Here is a 15933-nt window from a genome sequence, read left to right as displayed (position 1 = left end):
TCCGGCTTTCCGGAAATGTCGGCGGCCATGGATGGCCGACGCCAAGCGCACAGGGATGTGCTTGTAGCGGTTTCCGGAAAGCCGGAGCCAGCCCCACTACCACCGCACTCAGAAGGCTGGGAACAAAATGACAGAAGGCAATCGCCTCGTATGGATCGATCTGGAAATGACAGGCCTGGATCCGGAAAAAGAACGGATCATCGAAATGGCCACAATCATCACCGATTCGGAGCTCAATGTAGTCGCGGAAGGACCGGTGATCGCCGTCCATCAGCCCCAATCGTTTCTGGATTCCATGGACGAATGGTGCACCCGAACCCATGGTGAAAGCGGCCTCACCAAGCGCGTTCAGGAAAGCGACATCTCCGAATCCGAAGCCGAACAGCAAACCATCGAATTCCTGAAAAAGCACGTAGAAAAGGGCCAGTCACCCCTGTGCGGCAACAGTATCGGCCAGGATCGCCGGTTCCTCGTCAAGTACATGCCCGAACTGGAAGACTTCTTCCACTACCGGAATCTCGACGTATCCACGGTGAAAGAACTTGCCCGTCGCTGGCGCCCGGATGTCCTGGCCGGGGTTAAAAAGAAGGGCAGCCATCTTGCCCTCGACGACATCCGGGACTCCATCAACGAACTGCGCCATTACCGGGAACAGTTCTTCAAGCTATAGGCCGTGCCGCTGCAACGCCCACTGAACATGCTCGCGGACCATCTCTGAAGGGTGGTCTGCCCGCTGTTTCAGGGCTTCGATCACCGGAATGGTTGAGGGCGCGTTGCCCAGCCCGACCGCCAGATTGCGAAGCCAGCCCTGATAGCCCGTTCGCCGAATCGCGGATCCCTCAGTACGTTTCAGGAACTGCTCCTCGGTCCAGAGAAACAGTTCTGCCAGGGAACTGTTGTCCAGCCCGTGCCGGGGTTGAAAATCCTTCTCGCCGGTGGGCTTGCTGAACTTCTGCCATGGACACACCAGCTGGCAGTCATCGCAACCGAAGACCCGGTTGCCCATTAATGGCCGCAGCTCCTCGGGAATGCTTCCCTTCAGTTCAATGGTCAGATAGCTGATACAGCGCCGGGCATCAAGCTTGTGAGGTCCAACAAACGCGTCCGTCGGGCAGAGATCGAGGCAGGCGGAACAACTGCCGCAATGATCGGTTTCAAAGGGCTCATCGATGGGCAGGGGCGCGCTGGTAAAGATTTCACCAAGGAAAAAGAACGAGCCGGCTCTCGGGTGGATCAGCATGTTGTTCTTGCCGATCCAGCCCAGACCCGCCCTCTGCGCCAGGGCGCGCTCCAGCACCGGCGCACTGTCCACGAACGCCCGATAGTCGTATCCGCGGACGGCTTCATCAATCCTGGCTGCCAACTGTGCAAGCCGTTTTCGAATCAGCTTGTGGTAATCCCGCCCAAGAGCGTAGCGCGTAACATAGGCGCCCTCGCGGTTAGTAAGCGCTTCTTTCGGGCTGTCCGGTGAGGGCAGGTAATCCATTCTTACGGAAATCACCCGAGTCGTGCCCGGCACCAGGGAAGTGGGCGTGTAACGCTTGTCACCATGGTGGGCCATATAGTCCATTTCGCCCTGATAACCCGCAGCCAGCCAGTTCTGCAAATGGTTTGCGTGCTCGCCGGTATCCGCGGTGGTAATGCCCACATCGGCGAACCCGAGCTCGGCCGCCCACTGGCGGATAAGTGCTGGCAGGTCAGCGAGTTCCGAGTGTGTTGTGGTGCTTGATGATGTGGCGCTCATAGTCACTGCCGGTGCTGGAGTTCGTTCGCGAACCCGGGTACGGATATTTAATCTGATTAAGTTATGACCTTTTCCACTGTTTTGCTATGCTTTACAGGTATCTGGCCAATTTTCTTAAACCGGTTTCTGTAACGGGAGCAAAGGTTCATGCCGCCGTCCGCTGGGCACAGTTTACCAGACGCACTGTTTTCCGCCGATGCGGTAAGGCAGATTGATCGCTATGTGATTGATCAACAAGGTGTTGATGGTTTTGAGCTGATGCAGTCTGCTGCCCATGCAGCCTTTCGTTGTCTGGTGCGGCATTGGCGTAACTGTGGCTCGGTTCTGGTACTTTGCGGTGCGGGTAATAATGGCGGTGACGGCTACCTGGTTGCAGCCAGTGCGAGGAGGCACGGCCTGGAGGTGAGCTGTATCGCCGTCGCGCCAACCGAAAAACTGTCCGGTGACGCCCGTAAGGCCTGTCAAAAGGCCCTGGCGGACGGTGTTGAAGTCCTCGAGCTGGAGGCTCTCAGCGAATCATCACTGGATGATCTGTTTGCTGGTGCCGGGCTGATTGTAGACGCCATGCTCGGTACCGGCGTGTCCGGCGCACCCCGGGAGCCGTTTGCCACTCTGATAGGCCGGTGTAACAGTGCGCCTGCTCCAGTCCTGGCGGTGGATCTGCCGTCCGGGTTGAACGCCACCACCGGAGCAGCCGAAGGGGATGTGGTCAATGCGGCCATGACGGTGACCTTTATCGGGCTCAAAGTCGGCCTCTTTACAGGGCAAGGCCCAGCGGTTTGCGGGGAAGTGGTTTTCGAATCCCTGGATACAGAAGATGGTGTCGCCGGTAGTGGTCAAAAACCCGTGGCGTGCCGTCGTGACTGGGATTCCGTCATGTCCTGGTTGCCGCCCCGGCCTGCCAACGCCCATAAGGGGCGGTTCGGGCATGTACTGGTGGTAGCCGGCGATCGGGGCTATGGCGGTGCCGGCCTGCTGGCGGCAGAGGCCGCAGCGCGCTCCGGGGCAGGACTTGTCTCGCTGGCAACACGCCCTGAGCACGTGACGGCCGCCCTGGCCAGATGTCCGTCTGTCATGGTTCATGGCCTGATCCATGGCTCTGAATTACCGTCGCTGCTGGACGCCGCCTCGGTTGTAGTGTGCGGTCCTGGTATCGGGCGAAGTGCCTGGGGCCAGCAGATGCTGGAGCAGGTGATTGCCAGTGGCAAACCAAGGGTGCTGGATGCGGATGCCCTGAACCTGTTGTCCGGTCGGGTTGCCGTACCGGCAGATAATCACGTTTTGACACCTCATCCGGGTGAGGCGGCCAGGCTGCTGAATTGTCTGGTGCCGGAGGTAGAGGCGGACAGAATGGCCGCCGCCCGAAAACTGCAGGGACTTTATGGCGGAACCGTTCTGCTGAAAGGCGCGGGCACCATTGTCGCCTCTGAAGGCGGCGCTCTTGATGTTATCAGCGGCAGCAATCCCGGCATGGCCACCGGCGGTATGGGGGATGTGCTCTCGGGTATTATCGGCGCGGTTCTGGGACAGATTGGTGATGGGCAAAAAGCCGCCGTGCTCGGGGCAGTGGTGCACCTCGCTGCTGCTGACAGAGCTTCAGAAGACAGTGGGTTCATCGGGTTGATACCGACCGATGTTATCGACGCGCTGCCATTGGTTTTTCGGGAGTCTGAAAAGACTCCGGGGGCGGAACAGTCATGAGCATTATGGGTAATGAGCGTCGGGTTTTTCTGGAAGACGAGGCGGAGACCGAACATCTCGGTAGGGAACTGGCGAGAACCGTCGCAGAATCTGGCCACGGCCTGGTGATCTATCTGGATGGTGAGCTCGGTATGGGGAAAACCACCATCAGTCGTGGTGTGATGCGTGGGCTGGGGCACGAAGGGGCTGTCAAGAGCCCGACTTACACGCTGGTGGAACCCTATGAGAACCTGAATCCACCGACCTACCATTTTGACCTTTATCGCCTGGGCGATGCTGAAGAGCTCGAATATATGGGCATCCGGGATTATTTCTCCGGTGATAACCTGTGCCTGATTGAGTGGCCTGAGCGAGGGGTAGGTATATTGCCCGAGCCGGATCTGGAAATTCATCTCGAGACTCAAGGCGAAGGACGTTCCGTGGTGATCAGGGCCCGCTCAGAACTGGGCGCCCAATTGCTGAATGAACTGGAGTTGATTGGTCCGGCGCATTAGCGAGTCCGAGACCGGCAATAGACTGGCAGGTAAGCTTTATGAATTGTGCAAAGCTGAGTAAACAACTGATCTGGCCGATTGCGATACTATTCGCGACATTGGCGTTTCACGGTTCGGCTGCAACGCAGGTCGAGAGTGCGCGTATCTGGCCCGCGCCAGATCATACCCGGCTGGTTCTGGATACCGGCGGGCAGGTAGAGCACAACATTTTCTCCCTGAGCAGTCCGGCGCGGCTGGTTATCGATTTGAAAAATGCGAACCTGAAGACCGATTTCTCCGGTCTGGATCTTTCCGGCAGCCCGATCAAACGGATCCGGAGCGCACCAAGGAACGGTACAGATTTACGCGTGGTCCTGGATCTCAAGGCCGACATCAAGCCACGGAGCTTTCAGCTTGAGCCGAACCAGCAGTATGGCCACCGGCTGGTGGTCGATCTGATTGACGAAAGTGGCAGCCGTCTGGAGAAGGCCACAACTCCCACCGTTACCCAGGATTCATCCGGGAAGCGGGACGTTATTGTGGTCATCGATGCGGGACATGGCGGCGAGGACCCTGGTGCCATTGGTCCCCGGGGAACCCGTGAAAAGGATGTGGTTCTGAAAATGGCGAAAACCCTGGCCAACCTGATCAATGATCGGCCGGGATATACGGCCAAATTGACCAGGACCGGTGACTATTATATTGGCCTTCGCAATCGAACGATTCTGGCCAGGAAATACAATGCCGACCTGTTCGTATCGGTACACGCCGACGCTTTCCGGACACCACAGCCCAAAGGGGCCTCGGTGTTCGCCCTTTCCCAGCGAGGTGCCACCAGTGAGACGGCCCGATGGCTGGCCAATAGTGAGAACCGGTCTGATCTGATCGGTGGTGCCGGCGGATTGTCTCTGGATGGCCGGGACGACATGCTTGCCGGTGTTTTGCTGGACCTCTCAATGACAGCCAGTATCAATGCCAGCCTTGGGGTTGGCAGTTCGGTTCTCGGCAAGCTTGGTAGCGTGGCGAAGTTGCACAAGCCCGGCGTCGAGCAGGCCGCTTTTGCGGTTCTGAAGTCGCCGGACATCCCCTCCATTCTCGTGGAGGCTGGATTCATTTCGAATCCCCAGGAAGAGAAAAATCTGGCCACCGAGTGGTACCGCAACAAGCTGGCCGGGGCCATCATGAAAGGCATTGATGACTACTTCCAGAAGACTCCACCTCCTGGGACGCTTCTGGCCTGGCAGAAACAGAATCGCCAGGGCGGGAACAGTATCAGTCACTACCGCATACAGCGCGGCGATACGCTTTCCGGCGTAGCCCGGAAGAACCAGACCACCGTCAGTGAGCTGATGCAGTTTAACGACCTTCGGGACGACCGTGTTATGGTAGGGCAAACCATTCGTATTCCCGCGTCCTGATCAAGAGGTTTTTCCGTAACATGCCCCCCATTCGATTGCTGTCACCACGGCTCGCGAACCAGATTGCCGCGGGTGAGGTGGTGGAGCGCCCCGCGTCTGTCGTCAAAGAACTGGTTGAAAACGCCCTGGATGCCGGTGCCAACCGGGTCGATGTTGAAGTCGAGCAGGGCGGCGTCAAGCTGATTCGCGTCAGGGATGATGGCAGTGGTATCGAGGAAGACGATCTGCCTCTGGCGCTGAGTCGTCACGCCACCAGCAAGATCGCCAGTCTGGATGACCTCGAAGCCGTGGCGTCCCTTGGCTTTCGCGGGGAAGCGCTTGCCAGTATCAGTTCTGTCTCACGGCTAACCCTCACTTCAAGGACCGAATCGCAGGAAGCGGCTTCCCGGGTGGAAGTCGAGGGCCGGGAAATGGATGCGAGAATTTCGCCTGCCGCTCATCCGGTCGGAACCACCGTGGAAGTGCGGGATCTGTTCTTTAACACCCCGGCCCGTCGTAAATTCCTGCGCACCGAAAAAACCGAATTCAACCATGTCGAAGAGTGCGTGCGCCGGCAGGCCCTGAGCCGCTTTGATGCCGGTTTTACCCTGCGCCACAATCAGCGTGTTGTTCAGAGTCTGAGGCCGGCCGAATCGGCTCTTGACCGGGAGCGGCGCATTGGCGCCCTGTGTGGCCAGCAATTCATAGATAACGCGGTGGTTATCGATGCTGAAGCCACCGGGTTGCGGCTCTGGGGCTGGGTCGCCCTGCCTACGTTTTCCCGCAGTCAGGCGGACCTCCAGTATTTCTTTGTCAATGGACGCGTTATCCGTGACCGCCTGGTGGCCCACGCAGTGCGCCAGGCCTACCGGGATGTGCTCTATAATAACCGGCATCCCGCCTTTGTACTCTACCTGGAAGTCGACCCCGCGACCGTGGATGTGAATGTCCATCCGACCAAGCACGAAGTGCGGTTCCGTGATGGTCGCCTGGTTCACGATTTCATTTTCAGAACCTTGCACAAGGCGTTGGCCGATGTGCGACCGGACGATCATTTTCGCGGTGCGGTGGCGCAGTCCTTTGGTCGAGAAGCGTCGGCCCAGGTCCATGAACCGCCTCCTGCAGCAGGCGTTGCGGCGGAGGCTTCCTGGAACGGCCAGCCAGCAATGCCAAATTACGGCCATCCGGGTGGCTCCGGTGCCGGCTTTGGTGGTCAGTCCCAGCCGCAACAGGAATGGCGCGCCAGTGATCAGATGGCGTTCTACCAATCCCTGAATGCCGGCGGCGGTAGCGAGGGGCAACAGCCCATGCCCTCCGGCGATGGCGTTGCTACGCCAATGCCCACGCCGCCCGTTGATAGTGATCATGAGCCGCCGCTGGGTTATGCCATTGCCCAGCTGCATGGGATCTACATTCTTGCCCAGGGTCGCGCGGGTCTGATCGTGGTGGACATGCACGCGGCCCATGAACGCATTACCTACGAGCGGATGAAACGTGCGCTCGCCGAGCAGGATCTGAAAAGCCAACCGTTGCTGGTGCCGCTGTCGTTGGCGGTCAGCCAGAAAGAGGCAGCCCTGACCGAGAGTCATGGTGAAGAGCTGCAAAAACTCGGCTTGCAGATTGAGCGCATTGGCCCGGAGACCCTGGCGGTGCGGCAGGTGCCCGCGCTCTTGCGTGGTGCCGATACCGAGCAATTGGTGCGTGACGTACTGGCCGATCTGATTGAGCACGGACAGAGTGACCGGGTTGAAGCGGTGACCCACGAATTGCTGGGAACCATGGCGTGCCATGGGTCCGTGCGCGCCAACCGGCAGCTCACCATACCCGAGATGAATTCACTGCTCCGGGATATGGAAGCCACTGAACGAAGCGGTCAGTGCAACCACGGCCGGCCGACATGGACCCTGGTGACCATGTCCGAACTGGACAAGCTGTTCCTACGGGGGCGATGAGGTGTCGCTGCCCCCTGCCATCTTTCTGATGGGCCCCACGGCCTCGGGTAAAACCGACCTGGCCATGGCGCTCTGTGACCACCTGCCTTGCGAAATTATCAGCGTGGACTCTGCCATGATCTATCGTGGCATGGACATCGGTACGGCCAAACCAACCGCTGCCGAACTGGCACGCGCACCCCACCGGTTGATTGATATCTGCGATCCGGCGGAAACATACTCCGCCGCGGATTTCCGTCGGGACGCCCTGGCAGCGATGGCGGAAATAACGGCTGCTGGCCGAATCCCCCTGCTCGTAGGCGGCACCATGATGTATTTCAAAGCGCTGCTCCATGGTATGTCCGGCCTGCCTTCGGCAAGCCCCACCGTTCGACTGGCCCTGGAGCGAGAGGCCGAAGAGCGGGGCTGGGAGGCCCTGCACGAGGAACTACGAGTCAGTGATCCGGTCGCAGCTGAGCGCATCCATCCCAATAACCGGCAGCGTCTGATGCGGGCCCTCGAAGTCCTGCGTCTCACCGGTAAGCCGATTTCCGAATTCTGGAAGGCCGAACCCGATTCGGGGGGACAACCAACGGCAGCGGCGGAAGGCGGCGATATTGAGGATTACACCTATTTCACTCGCTGGCAGGCAGACGAAACATCTTTGCTTCCGTATACTGTTGTTCAGCTTGCCATGATGCCGCCGGAGCGGCGAGTGCTTCATGAGCGAATTCGTCTGCGTTTCCTGAAAATGCTGGATGCAGGCTTTCTCGACGAAGTGCGGGCACTGATGCTCAGGGAAGACTTGCACCCTGATCTCCCTTCCATGCGTTGTGTCGGATATCGCCAGGCCTGGAGTTATTTGTCCGGGGAAGACGATTACGAGACATTTGTCAGCAAGGGAGTGGCAGCAACACGCCAACTGGCCAAGCGGCAGTTGACCTGGTTGCGCAAGTGGTCCGATGTGGACTGGCTGGACAGCGACGACAAACTTATCGTTGAGGCAGCCTTGAAAAAAATCCGAGTTCGCACCACATTTAAATTTGACAAATGACGATCTGCATTTACTAAAAACAGGAGAAAACACATGTCAAAAGGGCATTCGTTACAAGACCCTTACCTTAATGCATTGCGCAAGGAACGCATTCCGGTTTCCATCTTTCTGGTCAACGGTATCAAACTTCAGGGCCAGATCGAGTCTTTCGACCAGTTCGTGATTTTGCTGAAAAATACTGTCAGCCAGATGGTCTACAAGCACGCTATTTCCACTGTGGTGCCTGCCCGCAATGTTCGTATTCCGCAGCAGGCGCCGGGAGGAGAGGGCGAGTCTGAAGACTGATTCATCCGCTTCCCGGTCTTGCCACCCGCGCTCCAGAAGATCCCGTTGAGGGGTCTTGTGGCCGCGGGTGTTTGTTTTTATGACACTCATAGTCTGATTGCCCCGGAGTTGATGCCAATTGTTTGAACGTCCTGATGTCGGTGAGCGCGCGGTACTCGTCCACATCGATTTTACTGCCCACGATGGCACCGAAGACCCCGGTGAATTCCGCGAACTGGTAACATCTGCTGGTGTTGAACCGGTTTGCACCGTTACCGGGTCCCGCAAACAGCCCAGCCCGAGATTTTTCGTCGGTGAGGGCAAGCTGGAAGAGATTCGCGATGCGGTAGCCGCGAATGAAGCCGACGTCGTGTTGTTCAATCATGCGTTGAGTCCGCGTCAGGAGCGCAACATTGAGCATGAGCTCAAATGCCGTGTGCTGGACCGCACCGGTGTGATTCTCGATATCTTCGCTCAGCGGGCACGGACTCACGAAGGTAAACTTCAGGTGGAGTTGGCGCAGCTCGAGCACATGTCCACGCGCCTGGTTCGGGGCTGGACCCACCTTGAGCGACAGAAAGGCGGTATCGGGCTTCGCGGGCCAGGTGAAACCCAGCTGGAAACCGATCGCCGTCTATTGCGGGAGCGGATCAAGTCCATCCACAAGCGCCTCGAAAAGGTACGTCGCCAGCGAAACCAGGGTCGAAGAGCTCGTCAGCGGGCTGACATTCCCACGGTGTCGCTGGTCGGTTATACCAATGCCGGTAAATCGACATTATTCAACCGTATTACCACTTCGTCCGTATATGCTGCAGATCAGCTATTTGCCACGCTGGATCCGACTCTGCGGAGGCTGGAACTTCCGGATATCGGGCCGGTCGTAATGGCGGACACCGTAGGGTTCATCCGCCATCTTCCGCACAAACTGGTTGAGGCTTTCCGGGCCACGCTGGAGGAAACCACGCAGGCAAGTCTGCTGCTGCATATCATCGACAGCCACGATCCGCGTCGCGACGAGAATATTGAGCAGGTTGAAGAGGTTCTGGCCGAGATCGGGGCAGATGAGATTCCCATGCTGCAAGTGTTCAACAAGATTGATTTGCTGGAAAACTTCACACCACGGGTTGAGCGCAATGAAGACGGTGTTCCGGTGCGGGCCTGGGTGTCAGCGGTAACCGGTGAAGGTCTCGACGGCCTGTTCGATGCAATCGTTGAACGGGTGGCAGAAGATGTTGTTCATCACTTCGTTCTGCTTGGTCCCGCGGATGGAAAGTTACGCGCGCTGCTACATGAAGCAGGTTCGGTATTGAGCGAGGAGTACCGGGATTCCGGCGATACGGTTGTCGAAGTGCGATTGCAGAATCGGGACTGGCAGCAACTGCTCAGCCGGGCCGGAGTTAACGAAAATTCAGTAAGGCTGGACGCTGGACACGCATGAAACCGCCGCGGCTATTGCCGGGGCGGAGATAAATCCCTAGTATTTGCAGCCATTCTATCTATAAGTCAGTAACGGAGAGCACTATGGCCTGGAACGAACCGGGTGGAAACCGTAACGACAATGACCCCTGGGGTACCGGTGGTGGTCGACGCGGCAATGATCAGGGGCCGCCAGACCTCGATGAGGCACTGAAAAAGGGTCTCGACAAGCTCAACAAGATGCTCGGCGGCAAGGGTGGTAAATCCGGCGGCAGCGGTGGCAGTGGCGGCGGAAGCGCTGGCGGCTTCGGGGCCATCCTCGCGCTGGCAGGCATCCTGGTGGTCGGCTATGTCATCTTCCAGTCGTTTTACACCGTGGACGAACAGGAAAGGGCGGTTGTGCTTCGATTCGGTGAATATCACCAGACCGCGAATCCTGGTCTGAGATTCAAGGTGCCACTGATCGACAGCGTCACCAAGGTGCGAGTAACCAGCGTTCGGACTGCTGAGTCCAGCGGCCAGATGCTGACCCAGGACGAAAACCTGGTGACTGTTGATCTGCAGGTCCAGTATCGCGTTGGCAATGCCGAAGCCTACGTCCTGAATGTCAGAGACTCGAATCAGGCGCTGGCGTTCGCGACCGACAGTGCTATCCGTCACGAGGTTGGCAGTTCAACCCTCGATGACGTTTTGACCGAAGGTCGTGCGGAACTGGCTGTCCGTGTTGAACAAAGACTCCAGACCTTCCTGAAAGACTATGGGACCGGTCTTGAGCTAGTGCGAGTGAACGTGGAGAGTACGCAGCCTCCCGCGCCGGTTCAGGATGCCTTCCGTGAGGTACAGCGTGCCCGAGAGGATGAGCAGAGAGTCAAGGAAGAAGCCGAAACCTACCGAAACAAGGTCGTGCCGGAGGCTCGTGGTCAGGCGCAACGCATGATTGAAGAAGCAAACGCCTACAAAGAAGAAGTTATTGAGCGGGCGCGAGGTGAAACTGCGCGCTTCAACGAGTTGCTGGCGGTGTATCAGATGGCTCCGACCGTCACCAGAGAGCGAATGTATCTGCAGACCCTCGAGACAGTGCTGGCCAACAGCAGCAAGATCCTGGTGGACACGGAAAGCAGCGGCAACATGATGTACCTGCCGCTTGATCGCCTGACTCAGGGCTCCCTGCCGCGCACCGGTGGATCTTCTTCCGGCAGCAACCAGGGTAACGTGGACATCCAGACCCTGACTGATCAGGTTCTTCAGGAACTGCGAACCAGGCAGGATACGACCGTTCGGAGGAGCAGATAATTATGGGACCTAAAGGTGTAGTGGGCCTTGCAGGCGCCCTTATCGTTGTCCTGCTGGTGCTGTCCAGTGTGTACATCATTCCGGAAACCCATCGGGGTGTTCTGCTCCGGTTTGGTGAGCTGGTAGAAACCGACATCCAGGCGGGTATCCATTTCAAGGTTCCGGTCATCGACCAGGTACGTGAATTCGATATCCGGGTTCTGACCATGGATCTGCCATCGCGGCAGTATCTGACCGTGGAGAAGAAGCCGCTGGATGTGGACTCCTATATTGCCTGGAAGATCCGGGATGTGGACCAATTCTACCGGGCAACCGGTGGTGATGAGTTCCGTGCCCAGTCTCTGCTTGCCTCCCGTGTCGATAACGGGCTGCGTGACGAGTTCGGTATCCGGACCATGGTTGAAGTGGTTTCCGGCCAGCGGGATGAGCTCATGCATACCCTCCGGGACAGGGTAAACCAGACAGCCCAGAGCGAATTTGGTATCGAGGTGCTGGATATCCGGGTCAAGGCCATCGAGTTCCCCGGGCAGGTCAGTGAAAACGTTTACCGCAGGATGGCGACCGAGCGTGAGAAGCTGGCCCAGGAATTCCGTTCCCGTGGTCGTGAGTTGGCCGAAGGTATCCGGGCTGATGCAGATCGCCAGAGAACCGTAATTCTTGCAGAAGCTTTCGCCCAGTCAGAAGAAACCCGGGGTGAAGGTGATGGTGAGGCTGCCAGAATTTACGCCGATGCTTATGGCTCCAACGCGGAATTCTACAGCTTCTATCGCAGTCTGCAGGCGTATCGCAACACCTTCATGAGCAAGGATGACATCATGGTGATCGATTCCAACAGCGCGTTCATGAAATTCCTGAACGACCCCCAGGGCGCCCAGTAAATCGGAGCCCGACAGCAAAAACCGGAATACCTCGGTATTCCGGTTTTTTTGTGCCCGACAACCGTGTAAAATTCTGGCGGTTTTGTGTCGGGCTTTTTAACGAGTGCCGCCTTAAATCCTGTGTGATCCCCCCGCCGACTGCGCCGGAGCGGATATAACGGACAACGGAATCTCATGACAGTATCTGATCGCTGGTTACTGCCAGACGGGGTAGAGGATATTCTGCCGCCACTGGCCGGACGGATCGAATCCCTGCGTCGGGATGTAATGGATACCTGCCAGCGCTGGGGTTATCAGCTGGTAATCCCACCGCTCATCGAATATCTCGAATCCCTGTTTACCGGAACCGGGCATGATCTGGAGCTGCAGACCTTCAAGCTGACCGATCAACTGACAGGTCGCATGATGGGTGTGCGCGCCGATATGACGCCTCAGGCCGCCCGCATTGATGCCCATACACTGGGTCAGGAAGGGATCACCCGCCTGTGCTATGCAGGTCACGTACTCCATACCCGGCCAAGGCACATGCTGACAGGTCGCACCCCCATCCAGGCCGGCTGCGAACTGTTTGGCAGTGGCTCGGAAGCGGCGGATATGGAAGTGATCAGCCTGATGCTGGAAACACTCCGGGTGGCCGGTTTGCCGCGTATCCATCTGGATCTGGCCCATGTGGCCATCTACGAGAGCCTGATTGGCGAGGCGGATTTTGACAGGGACACTGAGAGCGCCATTTTCGATGCCATGGCCCGCAAATCGGTTCCCGAGCTTAACGAACTGCTTGGTCAATGCGCCTCTGGTTCAGCTGGCGCTCGCCTGCGAGAGCTTGCCCGTGTCAGCGGTGGTCCCGAAGCCTTAAGCGAAGCGCGCCGGATCCTGCAGGGGGCGTCCGACAGTCTTGATGCCGCACTCGATCAGCTCGGGCGGGTGTCCGACATGTTGAGCCGGGACTATCCGGACATCAGTTTCGGGTTCGATTTCTGTGAGCTCCGCGGCTACAACTACCACACCGGGCTTGTGTTTGCGGCCTATGTGCCTGGCCATGGTGATTCCGTGGCGAAGGGTGGTCGTTATGATGCCATTGGCAGTGATTTCGGCCGGGCCCGCCCGGCAACCGGGTTCAGTCTCGATATACGGTCACTGGTCTCGCTCGGAGAACGGGTGGCACGCAAAGCGGGCGCTGTCTGGGCACCGGCGGATGACGACCCGGCCCTGGAGGGCGTGATCTCCGGTCTGAGAATGACGGAAACCGTTGTCCGGGCCCTGCCAGAAGATGAGGGTGTGAATCCGGCCGTCAGAGGCTGTGACCGGGAGCTGATTAAACAGAACGGCCAATGGGTCGTGCAGACGCTGGGCTGATGCCCCCGGGCCTCGGTGAATTCATTTACAGGTAAACTTGCGAAACGCCTGTCCTTCGGGGCAGCCGCATTGAGAGAGAATCATGGGTAAAAACGTTGTTGTGCTGGGCACCCAATGGGGTGATGAAGGCAAGGGTAAGATTGTTGACCTGCTGACTGACAAGGTCGCAGCGGTTGTTCGCTTCCAGGGCGGGCATAATGCCGGCCATACCCTGGTAATTGACGGCAAGAAAACAGCGCTTCACCTGATTCCTTCCGGTATCCTGCGGCAGCACGTCTATTGCCTGATCGGTAACGGTGTCGTCCTGTCACCCGAGGCCCTGTTGAAAGAAGTACGAGAGCTGGAAGCCAATGACGTGGCAGTGCGCGATCGCCTTCGCATCAGTCTGGCATGTCCGATCATTCTGCGTACCCACGTCCGCATTGATCAGGCTCGGGAACGAGCTCGGGGTGTCGACAAGATCGGCACCACCGGTCGCGGAATCGGTCCCGCCTATGAAGACAAGGTATCCCGTCGTGGCTTGCGCCTGGGTGATCTGTGTAATCCTGCTGACTTTGAAATGAAGCTGCGGGAAATCATGTCGTACCACAACTTCATTCTGACCGAGTACTTCAAGGAAGAAGCGGAAGACATTGATGCAGCCCTGGAAGAGCTGAAACAGATGGGTGAGGAAATCCTGCCCATGGCGGCGGATGTCACTGACATGCTGCACGATTTCCGCAAGCGTGGTGAGAACATCCTGTTCGAGGGTGCGCAGGGCTCACTGCTGGATATCGACCTGGGTACCTACCCGTACGTGACCTCCTCCAACACCACCGCCGGCGGCACCGCCACTGGCTCCGGTTTCGGCCCGCTATTCCTGGACTACGTGCTGGGTATCACCAAGGCCTACACCACCCGTGTGGGTTCCGGTCCGTTCCCCACCGAGCTGTTTGACGATATGGGCCAGCATCTGGCCGTTAAGGGCAACGAAGTTGGAACCACAACCGGGCGCGCACGGCGCTGTGGCTGGTTCGATGCCGTGGCGCTTCGCCACGCCATCCAGATCAACAGCGTGTCCGGCATCTGTCTGACCAAGCTCGACGTGTTGGACGGACTCGAGACCGTGAAGGTGTGTGTCGGTTACAAGACCCCGAATGGCGAGATTTTCCGACCGCCCATTGGCTGCGACAGTTACAAGGACATCGAGCCAGTCTACGAGGAGCTGCCGGGTTGGAGTGAGAGCACCGTTGGCTTGACCAGCGTCGATCAGCTGCCGGAGAACGCCAAGGCCTACATCCGTTTCCTGGAAGAGCAGATCGAGGCGCCTATCGACGTGATCTCCACCGGTCCGGATCGTATTGAAACCATTACGCTTCGTCATCCGTTTGGCGAGTAATCGCTGACGGATAAAAAAACCGCCCTGCCGAAAGGCACGGCGGTTTTTTCGTGTTCAGGGCTTCTCGGCAATCACGGTGGCCCGAAGTGGGCCCGGGTATCCTTCCACGGTTTTTGAAGGGTCGTCCGGATCCAGAAAATCCTGCAGGGAATTGAAGCGCATCCAGTCAGTACTGCGCTGTTCCTCGGTGGTGGTCTCGGTTACATCCACCATCCGGGCATTGCGGAAGCCGGTGCGGTCGAGCCAGCGCAGCAGTGTGTCGCAGCTGGGCAGGAACCAGACATTTCGCATCTGACCGTAGCGATCCTCGGGCATCAGGCTGAAGCCCTCGGGGCCTTCCACCACGAGCGTTTCCAGCACCAGCTCGCCACCCCGGCGTAGTGTTCCCTTGAGCTCCAGCAGATGGTCCAGCGGCGAGCGGCGATGATAAAGGACACCCATGGAAAAGGTGGTGTCGAAGGTTTCAAGATCTGCCGGCAGGTCTTCCATCCTGATGGGCAGCAGATCGACGGGGACGTCGCCGAGGTAATCCTTGACGCTGAAGAACTGGAACAGGAACAGGAGCCCCGGGTCGATGCCAATCACCCGGCTGGCACCTTCGCCCAGCATGCGCCAGCAGTGGTAGCCAGAGCCGCAACCCACATCCAGTATCCGGCGACCGGCCAGGTCTGAAAGGTACGGAGACACCCGGTCCCACTTCCAGTCGGAGCGCCACTCGGTATCGATGTGGGTACCGAAAAAATCGAAGGGCCCCTTGCGCCACGGCATCAGGCCGCGTAATCCCAGCTCCAGTTGTTCCTGTTGCTCTTCAGTCAGGGGCTGGGGGGAGTTCAGGGAAACGGCAGAGCGGTCCAGCTGCGCCTCCACCTGCTCAAGGTTGGGCAGGCGGTCCAGGGCAGCCTGCCAGCGGTCCAGATCGCCATGGGGGCGGTCTTCGAAGCGGTGAACCAGTTGCTGCCGGAGTACAGTGGCCCAGTGATCCAGGCCGTCTTCCGCGAGTTCATTGATGATTGGCCCGAATCGGGCTTTCCAGTCAAAATCTGCCATG

Annotated in this window: 14 protein-coding genes; 12 read left to right on the top strand and 2 right to left on the bottom strand. The window is 58.4% G+C overall.

Annotated elements, in window-relative coordinates:
- Window positions 1-127: 127 nt before the first annotated feature.
- On the top strand, window positions 128-670 hold the full coding sequence (gene orn, locus A8B84_RS02080) for an oligoribonuclease (RefSeq protein WP_064228639.1): 543 nt from the start codon (window positions 128-130) through the stop codon (window positions 668-670).
- Here the strand turns inward: orn and queG are convergent.
- The gene (gene queG, locus A8B84_RS02075; RefSeq protein WP_064228640.1) at window positions 665-1744 is read right to left on the bottom strand and encodes a tRNA epoxyqueuosine(34) reductase QueG; all 1080 of its coding nucleotides are present in this window, start codon (window positions 1742-1744) and stop codon (window positions 665-667) included. The two genes, orn and queG, sit on opposite strands and share 6 nt — an antisense overlap.
- A gap of 147 nt (window positions 1745-1891) precedes the next feature.
- Between queG and A8B84_RS02070 the strand changes: the two genes are divergently transcribed.
- From A8B84_RS02070 to A8B84_RS02020, 11 genes are all read left to right on the top strand, one after another.
- Complete coding sequence (locus A8B84_RS02070) at window positions 1892-3445, top strand: bifunctional ADP-dependent NAD(P)H-hydrate dehydratase/NAD(P)H-hydrate epimerase (RefSeq protein ID WP_064228641.1); 1554 nt, start codon at window positions 1892-1894, stop codon at window positions 3443-3445.
- Entirely contained in the window at window positions 3442-3939 is a 498-nt protein-coding gene (gene tsaE / locus A8B84_RS02065) for a tRNA (adenosine(37)-N6)-threonylcarbamoyltransferase complex ATPase subunit type 1 TsaE (protein ID WP_064228642.1), read from the top strand. Before A8B84_RS02070 ends, tsaE begins: the two co-directional genes overlap by 4 nt.
- Window positions 3940-3977: 38 nt before the next feature.
- Window positions 3978-5336, top strand: coding sequence for an N-acetylmuramoyl-L-alanine amidase (locus A8B84_RS02060; protein ID WP_064228643.1), 1359 nt, complete (start codon window positions 3978-3980; stop codon window positions 5334-5336).
- Window positions 5337-5356: 20 nt separating this feature from the next.
- Window positions 5357-7267: a DNA mismatch repair endonuclease MutL gene (mutL, locus tag A8B84_RS02055; RefSeq protein WP_064228644.1), complete on the top strand. Its 1911-nt coding sequence runs from the start codon at window positions 5357-5359 to the stop codon at window positions 7265-7267.
- 64 nt (window positions 7268-7331) lie between these two features.
- Window positions 7332-8300: a tRNA (adenosine(37)-N6)-dimethylallyltransferase MiaA gene (gene miaA / locus A8B84_RS02050; protein ID WP_264753881.1), complete on the top strand. Its 969-nt coding sequence runs from the start codon at window positions 7332-7334 to the stop codon at window positions 8298-8300.
- Window positions 8301-8333: 33 nt separating this feature from the next.
- Window positions 8334-8585 carry an RNA chaperone Hfq gene (gene hfq, locus A8B84_RS02045; RefSeq protein WP_008170056.1) on the top strand — a complete coding sequence of 84 codons (252 nt, stop codon included), beginning with the start codon at window positions 8334-8336 and terminating at the stop codon, window positions 8583-8585.
- Window positions 8586-8703: 118 nt separating this feature from the next.
- Window positions 8704-10002, top strand: coding sequence for a ribosome rescue GTPase HflX (gene hflX, locus A8B84_RS02040; protein ID WP_064228646.1), 1299 nt, complete (start codon window positions 8704-8706; stop codon window positions 10000-10002).
- 83 nt (window positions 10003-10085) lie between these two features.
- On the top strand, window positions 10086-11273 hold the full coding sequence (gene hflK, locus A8B84_RS02035; protein WP_064228647.1) for an FtsH protease activity modulator HflK: 1188 nt from the start codon (window positions 10086-10088) through the stop codon (window positions 11271-11273).
- Window positions 11274-11275: 2 nt separating this feature from the next.
- The gene (gene hflC, locus A8B84_RS02030; RefSeq protein ID WP_064228648.1) at window positions 11276-12151 is read left to right on the top strand and encodes a protease modulator HflC; all 876 of its coding nucleotides are present in this window, start codon (window positions 11276-11278) and stop codon (window positions 12149-12151) included.
- 174 nt (window positions 12152-12325) lie between these two features.
- On the top strand, window positions 12326-13507 hold the full coding sequence (locus A8B84_RS02025; protein ID WP_064228649.1) for an ATP phosphoribosyltransferase regulatory subunit: 1182 nt from the start codon (window positions 12326-12328) through the stop codon (window positions 13505-13507).
- A gap of 82 nt (window positions 13508-13589) precedes the next feature.
- Window positions 13590-14885 carry an adenylosuccinate synthase gene (locus A8B84_RS02020; protein WP_064228650.1) on the top strand — a complete coding sequence of 432 codons (1296 nt, stop codon included), beginning with the start codon at window positions 13590-13592 and terminating at the stop codon, window positions 14883-14885.
- Window positions 14886-14939: 54 nt separating this feature from the next.
- On the opposite strand, the gene cmoB is transcribed toward A8B84_RS02020, so the two are convergent.
- On the bottom strand, window positions 14940-15932 hold the full coding sequence (cmoB, locus tag A8B84_RS02015; protein ID WP_064228990.1) for a tRNA 5-methoxyuridine(34)/uridine 5-oxyacetic acid(34) synthase CmoB: 993 nt from the start codon (window positions 15930-15932) through the stop codon (window positions 14940-14942).
- Window position 15933 lies beyond the last annotated feature (1 nt).

The organism is Marinobacter sp. EhC06, assembly GCF_001650915.1.
GTDB lineage: Bacteria > Pseudomonadota > Gammaproteobacteria > Pseudomonadales > Oleiphilaceae > Marinobacter.
This window is presented reverse-complemented; position numbering and strand designations above follow the sequence as displayed.

Coding starts and splice junctions, on each gene's coding strand:
- orn (WP_064228639.1), top strand. CDS start 128: ATGACAGAAGGCAATCGCCTCGTATGGATCGATCTGGAAATGACAGGC.
- queG (WP_064228640.1), bottom strand. CDS start 1,744: ATGAGCGCCACATCATCAAGCACCACAACACACTCGGAACTCGCTGAC.
- A8B84_RS02070 (WP_064228641.1), top strand. CDS start 1,892: ATGCCGCCGTCCGCTGGGCACAGTTTACCAGACGCACTGTTTTCCGCC.
- tsaE (WP_064228642.1), top strand. CDS start 3,442: ATGAGCATTATGGGTAATGAGCGTCGGGTTTTTCTGGAAGACGAGGCG.
- A8B84_RS02060 (WP_064228643.1), top strand. CDS start 3,978: ATGAATTGTGCAAAGCTGAGTAAACAACTGATCTGGCCGATTGCGATA.
- mutL (WP_064228644.1), top strand. CDS start 5,357: ATGCCCCCCATTCGATTGCTGTCACCACGGCTCGCGAACCAGATTGCC.
- miaA (WP_264753881.1), top strand. CDS start 7,332: ATGGCGCTCTGTGACCACCTGCCTTGCGAAATTATCAGCGTGGACTCT.
- hfq (WP_008170056.1), top strand. CDS start 8,334: ATGTCAAAAGGGCATTCGTTACAAGACCCTTACCTTAATGCATTGCGC.
- hflK (WP_064228647.1), top strand. CDS start 10,086: ATGGCCTGGAACGAACCGGGTGGAAACCGTAACGACAATGACCCCTGG.
- hflC (WP_064228648.1), top strand. CDS start 11,276: ATGGGACCTAAAGGTGTAGTGGGCCTTGCAGGCGCCCTTATCGTTGTC.
- A8B84_RS02025 (WP_064228649.1), top strand. CDS start 12,326: ATGACAGTATCTGATCGCTGGTTACTGCCAGACGGGGTAGAGGATATT.
- A8B84_RS02020 (WP_064228650.1), top strand. CDS start 13,590: ATGGGTAAAAACGTTGTTGTGCTGGGCACCCAATGGGGTGATGAAGGC.
- cmoB (WP_064228990.1), bottom strand. CDS start 15,932: ATGGCAGATTTTGACTGGAAAGCCCGATTCGGGCCAATCATCAATGAA.